The 11,949-nt window shown below is 73.2% G+C and carries 12 protein-coding genes; 7 read left to right on the top strand and 5 right to left on the bottom strand.

The window, feature by feature from the left end:
• Positions 1–110: 110 nt before the first annotated feature.
• The 3 genes from IE217_RS02360 to IE217_RS02350 form a co-directional block, all read right to left on the bottom strand.
• Entirely contained in the window at positions 111–860 is a 750-nt protein-coding gene (locus IE217_RS02360) for an MBL fold metallo-hydrolase (RefSeq protein ID WP_190175973.1), read from the bottom strand.
• Between the two features lie 69 nt (positions 861–929).
• Complete coding sequence (locus tag IE217_RS02355) at positions 930–1,517, bottom strand: TIGR03086 family metal-binding protein (RefSeq protein WP_190175972.1); 588 nt, start codon at positions 1,515–1,517, stop codon at positions 930–932.
• A complete protein-coding gene (locus tag IE217_RS02350) occupies positions 1,510–1,941 on the bottom strand; it encodes a DUF6010 family protein (protein ID WP_190176092.1) in 432 nt (143 codons plus the stop codon). The genes IE217_RS02355 and IE217_RS02350 overlap by 8 nt, the downstream gene beginning before the upstream one ends.
• A gap of 143 nt (positions 1,942–2,084) precedes the next feature.
• Between IE217_RS02350 and IE217_RS02345 the strand changes: the two genes are divergently transcribed.
• Entirely contained in the window at positions 2,085–3,356 is a 1,272-nt protein-coding gene (locus tag IE217_RS02345; protein WP_190175971.1) for an MFS transporter, read from the top strand.
• On the opposite strand, the gene IE217_RS02340 is transcribed toward IE217_RS02345, so the two are convergent.
• Positions 3,293–4,459: a hypothetical protein gene (locus IE217_RS02340; RefSeq protein ID WP_190175970.1), complete on the bottom strand. Its 1,167-nt coding sequence runs from the start codon at positions 4,457–4,459 to the stop codon at positions 3,293–3,295. The genes IE217_RS02345 and IE217_RS02340 overlap by 64 nt on opposite strands.
• Positions 4,456–5,406: a 5-dehydro-4-deoxyglucarate dehydratase gene (locus tag IE217_RS02335; RefSeq protein WP_190175969.1), complete on the bottom strand. Its 951-nt coding sequence runs from the start codon at positions 5,404–5,406 to the stop codon at positions 4,456–4,458. Before IE217_RS02335 ends, IE217_RS02340 begins: the two co-directional genes overlap by 4 nt.
• A gap of 276 nt (positions 5,407–5,682) precedes the next feature.
• On the opposite strand from IE217_RS02335, the gene IE217_RS02330 reads away from it, so the two are divergent.
• From IE217_RS02330 to IE217_RS02305, 6 genes are all read left to right on the top strand, one after another.
• Positions 5,683–6,492 (top strand): NAD-dependent epimerase/dehydratase family protein, encoded by an 810-nt coding sequence (locus IE217_RS02330; RefSeq protein ID WP_190175968.1) that lies wholly within the window; start codon positions 5,683–5,685, stop codon positions 6,490–6,492.
• Between the two features lie 320 nt (positions 6,493–6,812).
• Positions 6,813–7,583: a DeoR/GlpR family DNA-binding transcription regulator gene (locus tag IE217_RS02325; RefSeq protein ID WP_190175967.1), complete on the top strand. Its 771-nt coding sequence runs from the start codon at positions 6,813–6,815 to the stop codon at positions 7,581–7,583.
• A gap of 129 nt (positions 7,584–7,712) precedes the next feature.
• Positions 7,713–9,080 carry an ABC transporter substrate-binding protein gene (locus IE217_RS02320; protein ID WP_190175966.1) on the top strand — a complete coding sequence of 456 codons (1,368 nt, stop codon included), beginning with the start codon at positions 7,713–7,715 and terminating at the stop codon, positions 9,078–9,080.
• Positions 9,080–10,024, top strand: coding sequence for a carbohydrate ABC transporter permease (locus IE217_RS02315; RefSeq protein ID WP_190175965.1), 945 nt, complete (start codon positions 9,080–9,082; stop codon positions 10,022–10,024). Before IE217_RS02320 ends, IE217_RS02315 begins: the two co-directional genes overlap by 1 nt.
• Entirely contained in the window at positions 10,021–10,881 is an 861-nt protein-coding gene (locus IE217_RS02310) for a carbohydrate ABC transporter permease (RefSeq protein ID WP_190175964.1), read from the top strand. The genes IE217_RS02315 and IE217_RS02310 overlap by 4 nt, the downstream gene beginning before the upstream one ends.
• The gene (locus IE217_RS02305) at positions 10,878–11,867 is read left to right on the top strand and encodes a zinc-dependent alcohol dehydrogenase family protein (RefSeq protein WP_190175963.1); all 990 of its coding nucleotides are present in this window, start codon (positions 10,878–10,880) and stop codon (positions 11,865–11,867) included. The genes IE217_RS02310 and IE217_RS02305 overlap by 4 nt, the downstream gene beginning before the upstream one ends.
• Positions 11,868–11,949 lie beyond the last annotated feature (82 nt).

Raw genomic sequence — 11,949 nt, 5'->3', positions numbered from 1 at the left:
CGTACGAAGTACGACGCGTCGAAGGTAGGAGGGGCAAGCGGTTTCGTCAACGCCTCCGGCAGGACGGGCGCAGGGACGGCGAACCGTCCGCTCGTCAGGAACCGAGGACGTCAGAAGGTGAGGACGTCGCCCTCGCGGGCGGCGGCCACCCGGTCGCCGAAGACGGCGGCGGCGCGCTCGGCGGCCGACTCGCGGGAGAGAGCGGGACCCACGTGGGTGAGGAGGAGTTCGCGCGCGCCCTTGCCCCAGGCGGCCGCGTCCTCGGGCGTCAGATGGACCTGGTGTTCGCCTTCGCGATGGATGTCGAGGTCGGCCTCGCACAGGAACACGTCGGCGCGGCGGGCGAGTTCGGCGAGCGCGTCGCAGGGGCCGCTGTCGCCGGAGTAGGCCAGGACGCTGCCCTGGCATTCGGCGCGCAGCCCGTAGGCCTCGACGTCGTGGACGACGGCGCGGGCGGACAGGCGCAGGTTCCAGTGGCGTGCCTCGTGCCCGTCGTGCAGCGGCCGGAAGTCCAGGATGCCGCGCAGGAATCCGGCGTCGGGGCGGCCGAAGAAGCCCGCGAGGCGCCGGGGCAGGTCGGCGGGCGCGTAGACGGGGACGGGCGCCGGCGGGGTCATGCCGCCGAAGGCGAAGGCGTAGACGGCGGCCAGCAGGTCGGCGGTGTGGTCCGCGTGGACGTGGGAGATCCAGATCGCCGTGAGCCGCGCCGGGTCGGTGTGCCGCTGCAACTGGGCGAAGGTGCCGGGCCCGGCGTCCACCCACACCTCGGCGCCGCCCCCGCGCAGCAGATAGCCGGAGCAGGGGCGGCCGGGGCCCGGGTGCGGGGATGCGGTGCCGAGGACGGTGAGGCTCAGGGGCATGGTGGGGAGCGTACGGTCAGGGCGTCCCGCCTGCTCCTCTTTCCGCCCGTTCGGCCGGTCCTGGCCGGTTCACGGCTTCCAGCCCGGATCCCGTCCGCTGAGCCCGACCGTCCGGTCCAGCAGCGGGGCGCCGTCGGGGACGGGCACGGCCGGTCCGAACGGGCCCTCGCCCTGCCGCAGGTCGCCGGGGGCCGCCCGGAGGAAGCCGTACGACGCCTCGAGCGCGACCGGGTCGGGCGCGTACTCCAGGCCGGTGGCCCGCGCCAGGTCCCAGCCGTGGATCACCAGTTCGTCGGCCGCCACGGCAGCGGCGACCGCGCCCGGCAGGTCGACGCCGCCGGCCCGGGTCATGCCGGTCCAGGCGGCGGGGTCGCGCCAGGCGTCGGCGAGGTCGTCCAGCGCCTTGGGCAGATCCCCGCGCCAGCCGGGCCCGATGTCGGGGAGGGCCGTGTTCGCTCGGGTGTCGGTGGTGGCGCCCAGGTCCTTGCGGGCGGCGTCGCGGAAGGCGACCGACAGTCCCAGCAGGTGCCCGAGCAGGTTGCGCACCGCGAAATCCGGGCACGGCGTCGGCGCGGCGAGCTGGTCGTCGCGCACCCTTTCGGCCAGGCGGGCGACGGCACGGGCCTGCGGCCCGAGATCGAAAGCGGTGTCACTCATGGTCTGCTCCTCGAGTCCTCGCGTTCCCTATGAAGGACAGACCCCCGTTCCGCCGGAAACTCATCGACGGGCCCCCGGCGAAGCACCACGCCGCGATCACCGGATCGCACAGGGCGCAGCCGAAGGAGGAGTCGTGGGCGAAGGGGACGATCGGGTTGCCCTTGAGGTGGTGCACGACGTCCCAAGCGGTGTGCAGCAGCCAGCCGGCGCCGATGAAGGCCCAGGAGTCCAGGCCCCGGTAGGCGACGTAGGTGAGCAGCGCCGTGAAGACGAACTCCCAGCCGCCGAGCCCGCCGCCGCTGAGGTAGGCGGCGCCCGCGCCCGCCACCATGATCGCGTTGATACGGCGGCGGTGCGGTTCGCGCGGGAGGGACAGGACGAGGACGTAGAGGGCGCCGATGACGACCGGCATGACGTAGCGCAGCATGCGGCCGACGCTAGGCCGCCGTCCGCACCGGGCACAGCGGGATCAGTGACAGGTTCCGACGGATGTCCGCCTGGCCGGGGCCCGCGCTGCGGCACCTGCCCCATCCGCGCGGCGGGGCCTTAGGGCCACGATCGGCAGGCATGACGAGGACGCGATCGACGACGGGACGGGCGAAGGAGCCGCCGGGGGAATGGGCTCTGGCGCGGGTGGTGCGCGACCGGGAGGCGGGGCTGTGTCTGGCGGCGGTGGTGGTCTCCGGGTTCGGCACGTCCGCGCTGTGGCTGGTTTCGGGCGTGTGGGTCAGGGACCTCACCGGCTCGGACGGCCTGGCCGCGCTGTGCCTGCTCGCCCTGTGGGCGCCCGCCCCGGCCGGGCCGCTGTTCGGCACGCTCGCCGACCGCGTGCGCCGCGGGCCGCTGCTGATCGGCGCGAACCTCCTGCTCGCGGTCCTTGTGCTCACCCTCCTCACCGTCCACTCCCCCGCCCGGCTGTGGGTGGTCTACGCGGTCCTGTTCGCCTACGGCGCGATCGGCGTCGTGCACGACGCGGCGAAGTCGGCGCTGGTCGCCACCGCCGTGGATCCCGCGCTGCTCGGCGACTTCAACGGGCTGCGCACCAGTGCCAGCGAGGGCATGAAGCTGCTGGCGCCGCTCGCGGGCGCGGGTCTGTACGCGGCGTACGGCGGACCCTGCGTGGCCCTGCTGGACGCGGCCACGTTCGCGGTCGCCGCCGGGCTGTACGCGCTGCTGCGGGTGCGCGAGGGCGGACCGGCGCCGTTGCCCGGTTCGTGGCGCGAGCGCACCCGCGCGGGTGTGCGGAGCCTGCGGGAGCACGCGGGTCTGCGGGCGCTGGTGACGGCCGGGGGCGCCACGATGCTGTGCGCGGGCGTGAACGGCGCGCTGGTCTGGGCGGTCGTGGACGGCCTCGGGCACGCCCCCGCCTACGCGGGGCTGCTGTACGCGGTCCAGGGGGCCGGCTCGGTCGTGACCGGGCTCCTCTCGGGGTCCGCGCTGCGCCGCCTCGGCGGCCCCCGCTTCGCGGCGTACGGCATCGCCCTGACCGGGGCGGCGGTGGCCCTGCGGGCGGTGCCGTCCGACGCGGTGGTCCTCGGCTGCTCGGCGGCGATCGGAGCGGGGCTGCCCTGCGTGCTGATCGCGGTGTTCACCGCCGTGCAGCGCGAGACCCCGCCCGAGCTGCTCGGCCGGGTGGCCGCCACCGCCGACACCCTGGTCTTCGTGCCGAACGTGGCCGGGCTCGCGCTGGGAGCCGGTGCGGTGGAGGCGGCCGGCCACCGCCTGCCGCTGGTCCTCGCGGGCGCGGGACTGCTGCTGACGGCGGCCCTGCTGCGTCAGAGTTCCGCGAGAGCCGCGCGCACCGCCGCCAGGTCCTCGTCCGATGCCAGCCCCGCGTGATACAGCCGCAGTTCGGTCGCACCGAGGTCCCGCGCGCGGCGGGCGTCCCGGGCGAGTGCGGCGGGCCGGCCGCCCATGCCCGAGACGATGGTGAAGTTGGCGGCCAGCACCGAGTCCGGCCGCGCCCGTTCGGCGAACGGGGTCAGCGGTCCGGCTCCGTCCGTGCAGGGCACGACCACGCCGTCCGCGACGGAGAGGATGTGCGCGGGGTCCACTCCGGCGTTGGCGCCGCAGTGGTACGACACGGGGTCGGCGTGCAGCAGTACCCGGAAGCCCTCGGGGGCCGCCGCCCGTACGGCGGCCACCGCCGTCTCCTGGAGGGTGCGGGCGGTGTCGTCGCGCCAGGCGCGGGTGAGGGCCGCGCTCCGCTCGCCGAGCAGCTTCTCCACCCCGGCCCAGCCGCCGCCGGACGGCACGGCCTGTCGCCACACCGGCTCCAGCGCGGCGCGCACGGCCCCGGCCAGCCCGTCGGGGTCGAGGCCGAGTCCGGCGTACCCGGCACGACAGTCCGGGCAGAAGCACAGGGACATCAGGTACTGCCCCGCGTCGCCGAGGACCACCCCGGCGGTCTTGTCGTGGCCGTGCGGATGGGCGAGCCCGTACCAGCCGAGCGACTCCAGCTCGGTGCCCCGCGCCCCGGGCCGCACGGCGGCCTCGGCGGCGAGGTCCGTCAGGTACGCGCGCGTGGCGGGCCGGGCGATGCAGGGTGCCCACGGGTAGCGGTCGCCGTAGGCGTTGACGACGGAGGTGTCCGGGTGCTCCGCGCCCAGGCGGGAGTTGTGCGCGAGCACGACCCAGGTGTGGGCCTCGAGGCCGGCCGCGGCGAGCGCGTCGGCCGCCCGGCCGTAGGCGTCGCCGGGCGCCCAGTCGCCTGCCGGGTACGGCCGCGGGGCGCGGCCCGTCCAGCGGTCGCCGGGCGGGTAGAGCACGGCCGCGTGCTCGGCGGTGACGATCCGGTGGCGCGGGTGGCGGGGGGTCAGGGCGCGGGTGGAGTGGTAGGCGGAGGCGAGCGTGACCTGCCGGACGCCGAGGGCGGCGATCCGGTCCGGGGCGGCGGGGTCGCCGTCGACGTCCCAGGGGTAGGCGAACGCGGAGGCCCTCACGCCGGGTCACCCGCCTCCTCGATCAGCGCCTGCCCGTGCTCGATCAGCCGGGCGAGCCGCTTGACGTGCTCCTCGGCCGGTTCCTCCAGCGGCGGCCGCACCTCGCCCACGTCCAGGCCGCACAGCCGCACCCCGGCCTTGACCAGGGAGACGGCGTATCCCCGCCGCTGGGCGCGCAGTTCGACGAAGGGCCGGTAGAAGCCGTCCAGGAGCCGGGCGGCGGTGGTGTCGTCGCCGTCGCGCAGCGCGCGGTGGAAGGCGAGGGCGATCTCGGGAGCGAAGCAGAAGACGGCGGAGGAGTAGAGGGTGATGCCGATGCCGCGGTAGGCGAGCTGGGTCAGCTCGGCGGTGGGCAGGCCGTTGAAGTACAGGAATCCGCCGGGCACTTCGCCGCGCACCGCGCTGACGATCCGCTGCATGAGGTCGAGGTCGCCGACGCCGTCCTTGAAGCCGATGATGCCGTCCGTGCGGGCGAGTTCGGCCACGGTGCGGGGGTCGAAGACGGCGTTGTCGCGCTGGTAGACGACGACGGGCAGGTCGGTGGCCGCGGCCAGTTCGCGGTAGTGGCGCAGCAGCCCTTCCTGCCCGGCGACGACCAGGTAGGGCGGCATGGCGAGCAGCCCGTCCGCGCCCGCCTCCCGCGCCAGGCGGGCGTACCGCACGGCGAGCGCGGTGCCGTAGCCGGCGCCCGCGACGACGGGTACGCGTCCGGCGGTCTCCTCCACGGCGGCGCGGACGCAGTCCTGGAACTCCTCGGGGGTGAGCGCGTGGAACTCACCGGTGCCGCAGCAGGCGAACACGGCGGCGGCGCCGGCCTCGACCCCGTGGCGCACATGCTCGCGGTAGACGTCGAGGCGAACCGAGCCGTCGGGGCCGAAGGCGGTGACGGGGAAGAACAGCGGCCCGCTGGGGTTGCTGAGGCGTTCGGCGAGGGGTGCTGACGGCACGGGTTCTCCCTGGGAGACGGGTCGCTCATGTTTCTGATCGGCGTCCATATTCATGAACGCACCCACGCTAAGACGCCCCCGCGGGGCCGGTCAAGCGCGCACACGGGCAACGCGCAGGCGGATTCCGCGACTCCGGGACACGCGCGAAGGAGCCTTGACGGCGCACGGTCGCCCTCCCTAGCGTGTCCACGAATGTGAATGGCGTCCATGCACGCGGCCTTCACCGTGCTGACGGCCGAGGCTCCCGACACGCCGGCGACCCAAGGAGATCCGAGGATGCCCGCTCCCCGCACCGTTCTGCTCACCGGCGCCGCCGGCGGGCTCGGCACCCTCATGCGGGGCCTGCTGCCCGAGTACGGCTACGCACTGCGCCTCCTCGACATGCGGCCCGTCGAGGGCGAGCCGGACGCGATCACCGCCGACCTCGCCGACCGGGCCGCCCTGCGCGAGGCGGTCAGGGGCGTCGACGCGGTCATCCACCTCGCGGGCATCTCCCTGGAAGCCCCGTTCGAGAAGATCCTCAAGGCCAACATCGAGGGCACGTACCACCTGTACGAGGCGGCCCGCGAGGAAGGCGTCGGCCGGATCGTGTTCGCCTCCTCCAACCACGCGGTGGGCTACACGCCCCGCCCGGGGGGCGACGACCCGCTGATCCCGGTCGGCACCCCGCGCCGCCCGGACACCTTCTACGGCCTGTCCAAGTCCTTCGGCGAGGACCTGGCCCAGCTCTACTGGGACAAGCACGGCATCGAGACCGTCTCCGTGCGCATCGGGTCCTGCTTCCCCGAGCCGACCAGCGTGCGCATGCTGTCGATCTGGATGAGCCCGGCCGACGGCGCCCGCCTCTTCCACGCGGCCCTGACCGCCGAACACGTCGGCCACACCGTCGTGTACGGCTCCTCCGCCAACACCCGCCTGTGGTGGGACCTGAGCAGCGCGCGGGCGCTCGGCTACGAACCGCGGGACGACTCCGAGCCGTACGCCGCGGAACTGATCGCCGAGCAGGGCGAGCCAGCCCCCGACGACCCGGCGCAGGCGTGCCTGGGCGGCCACTTCGTGACGGACCCGCCGATCTGGCCCCACTGACCGGGCGGCACCCGGGCACAGCGGGGGCACCACAGGGCGGGCGGGCAGCGAACGGGCCCGCCCGCCGCGCCGTTCGGGCACGGAGGCTGCCCGATCCCACCGGCCGGTCCCCTCGTCCCCAGGTCCGCGACGGGCCCGCCCCGGAGCCGAACGGGCAGGATCGGGCACACTCGGGCGGGCAACAGGCCTGGTCACCGCCGCACACCCGCTGTAGAACTTCCCCCAAGGCCCCAGCGGGCCCGAACGGGCACGTCCGGTACGGCCGCCGCGAGGCGGGCCGGGCCGGGCCGGGAACACAGCACGGAAGGCAGGTGGCGGCGATGACGGCGAGAACCGCTGAGGAACGGCAGCGCGAGATCGTCCAGGCCGCCCGCCGCACGGGTTCGGTCGACGTCACCACGCTCGCCGCCGAACTGGGCGTGGCCAAGGAGACCGTACGCCGGGACCTGCGGGCCCTGGAGGACCACGGGCTCGTCCGCCGCACGCACGGCGGCGCCTACCCCGTGGAGAGCGCCGGATTCGAGACGACCCTCGCCTTCCGCGCCACCAGCCACGTGCCGGAGAAGCGGCGGATCGCCGCCGCAGCGGCCGAACTGCTCGGGGACGCCGAGACCGTCTTCGTCGACGAGGGCTTCACCCCGCAGCTCATCGCCGAGGCCCTGCCCCGGGACCGGCCGCTGACCGTGGTCACCGCCTCCCTCGCCTGCGCCGGCGCACTGGCGGAGGCGGGGAACACCACCGTCCTGCTGCTCGGCGGCCGGGTAAGGCCCGGCACGCTCGCCACCGTGGACCACTGGACCACCAGGATGCTGGCCGGATTCGTCATCGACCTGGCGTACATCGGGGCCAACGGCATCTCCCGCGAGCACGGGCTGACCACGCCCGACCCGGCGGTCAGCGAGGTCAAGGCCCAGGCCCTGCGCGCCTCGCGCCGCACGGTCTTCGTGGGCGTGCACACCAAGTTCGGGGCGGTCAGCTTCTGCCGCTTCGCCGAGGTCGGCGACCTCGAGGCGATCGTCACGAGCACCCTGCTGCCCGCCTCCGAAGCCCACCGCTACTCACTCCAGGGCCCGCAGGTCATCCGCGTCTGAGGGCCCCGGCCGGCCGCCTGGGCCCCCGCCGCACCAGGACTTCGCACATCCCGCCGACACCCGTTGTCACCTCGTACTTCCAGTAATTCCCCACAAGTCCGCGACTCCCCGCACCTCCAGGAGCAACCCATGCGAACCCAGAACAGAAGAGCGCCCCGCGCGCTCTGCGCCGTGGCCGCCGCAGGAACGCTGATCACCCCCCTCCTCGCCGGCTGCTCGGGGGCCGGCGGCGCCGGGGGCGGTTCCTCCGCCCACTCCATCAACGTCCTGATGGTGAACAACCCGCAGATGGTGGAGCTCCAGAAGCTCACCGCGGCGCACTTCACCAAGGACACCGGAATCAAGGTGAACTTCACCGTGCTGCCGGAGAACGACGTCCGCGACAAGATCAGCCAGGACTTCGCCAACCAGGCCGGCCAGTACGACGTCGCCACCCTCAGCAACTACGAGATACCGATCTACGCCAAGAACAACTGGCTGCACCCGCTGGACTCCTACGTGGCGAACGACAAGGGCTTCGACCAGCAGGACATCCTCGCGCCCATGCGCACCGCCCTCACCGCGGCGGACGGCAAGCTCTACGGCGAGCCGTTCTACGGGGAGTCGTCCTTCCTGATGTACCGCAAGGACGTGTTCGCCAAGAAGGGGCTCAAGATGCCCGCGCACCCCACCTGGCAGCAGGTGGCGGACCTCGCGGCCAAGGCGGACGGCGCCGAGTCCGGGATGAGGGGCATCTGCCTGCGCGGCCTGCCCGGCTGGGGCGAGGTCATCGCCCCGCTGACCACCGTGGTCAACACCTTCGGCGGCACCTGGTTCGACAAGGACTGGACACCGCGCCTGGACTCCAAGGAGTTCAAGCAGGCCACCCGGTTCTACGTCGACCTGGTCCGCAAGCACGGCGAGTCGGGCGCCGCGCAGTCCGGCTTCGCGGAGTGCCTGAACAACATGACCCAGGGCAAGACCGCCATGTGGTACGACGCCACCTCCGGCGCCGGCTCCCTGGAGGCGGCCGGCTCACCGGTCAAGGGCAAGATCGGTTACGTGCCGGCGCCGGTGGAGAAGACCAAGAGCTCCGGCTGGCTCTACACGTGGGCCTGGGGCGTCCAGAAGGCCTCCAAGCACTCCGACGACGCCTGGAAGTTCATCTCCTGGGCCTCCGGCAAGGACTACGAGCAGCTGGTCGGCAAGACCGACGGCTGGGCCAACGTCCCGGCGGGCAAGCGCACTTCGACGTACGACATCCCCGAGTACCGCAAGGAGGCCGCGGCCTTCGCGGACGTGACGCGGGACGCCATCTCCTCGGCGCAGCCGGGCAACCCCGGGGTCCAGCCGCGGCCCGCGCCGGGCATCCAGTTCGTCGGCATCCCCGAGTTCACCGACCTGGGCACCAAGGTCTCCCAGGAGATCAGCTCCGCCATCGCCGGACGCGAGTCCGTCGACAGCGCCCTGAGCAAGTCCCAGTCGCTCGCCGAGACGGTCGCGAAGAAGTACCGGTGATGACCGCCACCACCACCGCCCGGGTCGCCGCGGTCCAGCCGCGGACGGCCCGGCCGCCGAGCCGGCTCCGTGCCTGGGCCACCCGCGCCCCGCTGCTGCCCGCCCTGATCTTCATGATCGCCGTGACCCAGCTGCCGTTCGTGGCGACGCTGGTGATCTCCTTCCTCGACTGGAACGCCCTGTACCCGAAGGAGCGCCACTTCACCGGGTTCGGCAACTACTCGCAGGTCCTGAGCACGCCCGAACTGCGCAAGTCGGTGTGGACGACGATCCTGCTGACCGTCACCGTGGTGCTCGTCAGCCTGCTGCTCGGGCTGCTGCTCGCGCTGCTCCTCGACCGCCGCTTCCGCGGCCGGGCGGCGGTGCGCACCATGCTCATCGCGCCCTTCCTGCTGGTGCCGGTCGCGTCCGCCCTGCTGTGGAAGCACGTGCTGTTCAACCCGGAGTACGGCCTGTTCAACGGCGTGCTGCACTGGATCGGGGGCGACGGCGCGCCGCAGCCGGACTGGATCTCCCAGATGCCGCTCGCGGCGGTCGAGGCCTCGCTGGTGTGGCAGTGGACGCCGTTCATGATGCTGATCCTGCTGGCCGGGCTCCAGAGCCGCGACCCCCAGCTGATCGAGGCGGCCCGGATGGACGGCGCCGGCGACTGGCAGGTGTTCGTCCACATCACCCTGCCGCACCTGCGCCGCTACCTCGAACTGGGCGTGCTGCTCGGCTCGATCTACATCGTGCAGAACTTCGACGCGGTGTTCACCATCACCTCCGGCGGCCTGGGCACCGCGAACCTGCCGTACACCGTCTACCAGACCTTCTACCAGGCGCACGAGAACGGGCTCGCCTCGGCGGCCGGCGTCCTGGTCGTCATCGGCTCGATCGTCATCGCGACCTTCGCCCTGCGCGTGGTGTCGTCCCTGTTCCGCGAGGAGGTGTCCGGCGCATGAGCGGCATCGCCACAGCCGCAGGCGGCCCCCGCCGGCCGGGCTGGAAGGGCACGGGGCTCGGCCTGGTGGCCTGGCTGGCCGGCATCGTGTTCGTCCTGCCCATCGCCTGGATGGCCCTGACGTCCTTCCACTCGGAGGCGGACGCGGCGACCAACCCGCCGTCCCTGACCGCCTCGCTCACCTTCGCCAGCTACCGCGAGTTCTTCGGCCTGGACGGCGGCGCGAGCCCCTGGCCGGCGCTGATCAACTCCACCACGGCCTCGGTCGCCTCCACCGTACTGACCCTGCTGCTGGCGCTGCCCGCCGCGTACGCGCTGTCCGTGCGGCCCGTGAAGAAGTGGACCGACGTCCTGTTCTTCTTCCTGTCCACCAAGATGCTGCCGGCCGTGGCGGGCCTGCTGCCGATCTACCTCTTCGCCAAGAACGCCGGGCTGCTGGACAACATCTGGGCCCTGGTCGTGCTCTACACGGCCATGAACCTGCCGATCGCCGTCTGGATGATGCAGTCCTTCCTCTCCGAGGTGCCGGTCGCGATCATCGAGGCGGCGCAGATCGACGGCGCCCGGCTGCCCACGGTCCTCGGCCGTGTGGTCGCCCCGATCGCCCTGCCCGGCATCGCCGCGACCGCGCTGATCTGCTTCATCTTCAGCTGGAACGAGCTGCTGTTCGCCCGGGTGCTCACCGGCGTGGTCGCCGAGACCGCCCCCGTCTTCCTGACCGGCTTCATCACCAGCCAGGGCCTGTTCCTGGCCAAGGTGTGCGCCGCGTCGCTCGTCATCTCCCTGCCGGTGCTCGCCGCGGGGTTCGCCGCCCAGGACAAGCTGGTCCAGGGCCTGTCGTTGGGAGCCGTGAAATGAAGGCCGCCGTCATCGAGTCCGTGGGCCGCGCCGTCGTCACCGAGGTCCCCGACCCGGCGCCGGGGCCGCGGGAGGTGGTCGTGGAGGTCGCCGCCTGCGGCCTGTGCGGCACCGACCTGCACATCCTCCAGGGCGAGTTCGCGCCCGAGCTGCCGATCGTGCCGGGCCACGAGTTCGCCGGCACGGTCGTCGGCGTCGGCTCCCGGGTCACCGAGGTCGCGGCCGGCGACCGGGTGGCGGTCGACCCCTCGCTGTACTGCTACGAGTGCCGCTACTGCCGCGTCGGCCACAACAACATGTGCGAGCGGTGGGCGGCGATCGGGGTGACGACGGCCGGGGGCGCCGCGCAGTACGCGGTGGCGCCGGTGGCCAACTGCGTGAAGCTGCCCGAGCACGTGCGCACCGAGGACGCGGCGCTGGTCGAGCCGCTGTCCTGCGCGGTGCGCGGCTACGACGTGCTGCGCTCCCGCCTCGGCGCGCACGTGCTGATCTACGGCTCGGGGACCATGGGCCTGATGATGCTGGAGCTGGCCAAGCGCACCGGCGCGGCGAGCGTGGACGTCGTCGACATCAACCCGGCCCGGCTGGAGACGGCGCGCGGCCTCGGCGTGAGCTCGTCGGCGGCGAGCGCGGACGAGCTGGAGCGGCCGCAGGGCTGGGACGTGGTGGTGGACGCCACCGGCAACGCGGCGGCCATCCAGGACGGCCTGGACCGGGTGGCGAAGGCGGGCACCTTCCTGCAGTTCGGGGTGGCCGACTACGCGACGCGGGTGACGATCGACCCGTACCGGATCTACAACCAGGAGATCACCATCACCGGCTCGATGGCGGTGCTGCACAGCTTCGAGCGGGCCGCGGAGCTGTTCGCGAACGGGGTGCTGGACCCGGACGTCTTCATCAGCGACCGGATCCCGCTGGCCCGCTACCCGCAGGCGCTGGAGCAGTTCGCCGCGGGGGTCGGGCGGAAGATCGTGGTGGTGCCGTGAGGCACGCCCTGACCTGGCGTTCCGCTGTGGTTTCACCCGTTCGGCAGGTAAGGGAACGGTAAAGCACCCTCGTTCGTTAGCC

Origin of the sequence: Streptomyces naganishii JCM 4654, from assembly GCF_014650575.1 — a bacterium.
GTDB classification, from domain to species: domain Bacteria; phylum Actinomycetota; class Actinomycetes; order Streptomycetales; family Streptomycetaceae; genus Streptomyces; species Streptomyces naganishii.
The sequence above is the reverse complement of the archived record's forward strand: the minus strand, read 5'-3'. Positions and strand labels throughout refer to the sequence as shown.

Excerpts from the sequence above, each read along its gene's own strand:
- IE217_RS02360 (WP_190175973.1), bottom strand. The coding sequence starts at position 860 with ATGCCCCTGAGCCTCACCGTCCTCGGCACCGCATCCCCGCACCCGGGC.
- IE217_RS02355 (WP_190175972.1), bottom strand. The coding sequence starts at position 1,517 with ATGAGTGACACCGCTTTCGATCTCGGGCCGCAGGCCCGTGCCGTCGCC.
- IE217_RS02345 (WP_190175971.1), top strand. The coding sequence starts at position 2,085 with ATGACGAGGACGCGATCGACGACGGGACGGGCGAAGGAGCCGCCGGGG.
- IE217_RS02330 (WP_190175968.1), top strand. The coding sequence starts at position 5,683 with ATGCCCGCTCCCCGCACCGTTCTGCTCACCGGCGCCGCCGGCGGGCTC.
- IE217_RS02325 (WP_190175967.1), top strand. The coding sequence starts at position 6,813 with ATGACGGCGAGAACCGCTGAGGAACGGCAGCGCGAGATCGTCCAGGCC.
- IE217_RS02320 (WP_190175966.1), top strand. The coding sequence starts at position 7,713 with ATGCGAACCCAGAACAGAAGAGCGCCCCGCGCGCTCTGCGCCGTGGCC.
- IE217_RS02315 (WP_190175965.1), top strand. The coding sequence starts at position 9,080 with ATGACCGCCACCACCACCGCCCGGGTCGCCGCGGTCCAGCCGCGGACG.
- IE217_RS02310 (WP_190175964.1), top strand. The coding sequence starts at position 10,021 with ATGAGCGGCATCGCCACAGCCGCAGGCGGCCCCCGCCGGCCGGGCTGG.
- IE217_RS02305 (WP_190175963.1), top strand. The coding sequence starts at position 10,878 with ATGAAGGCCGCCGTCATCGAGTCCGTGGGCCGCGCCGTCGTCACCGAG.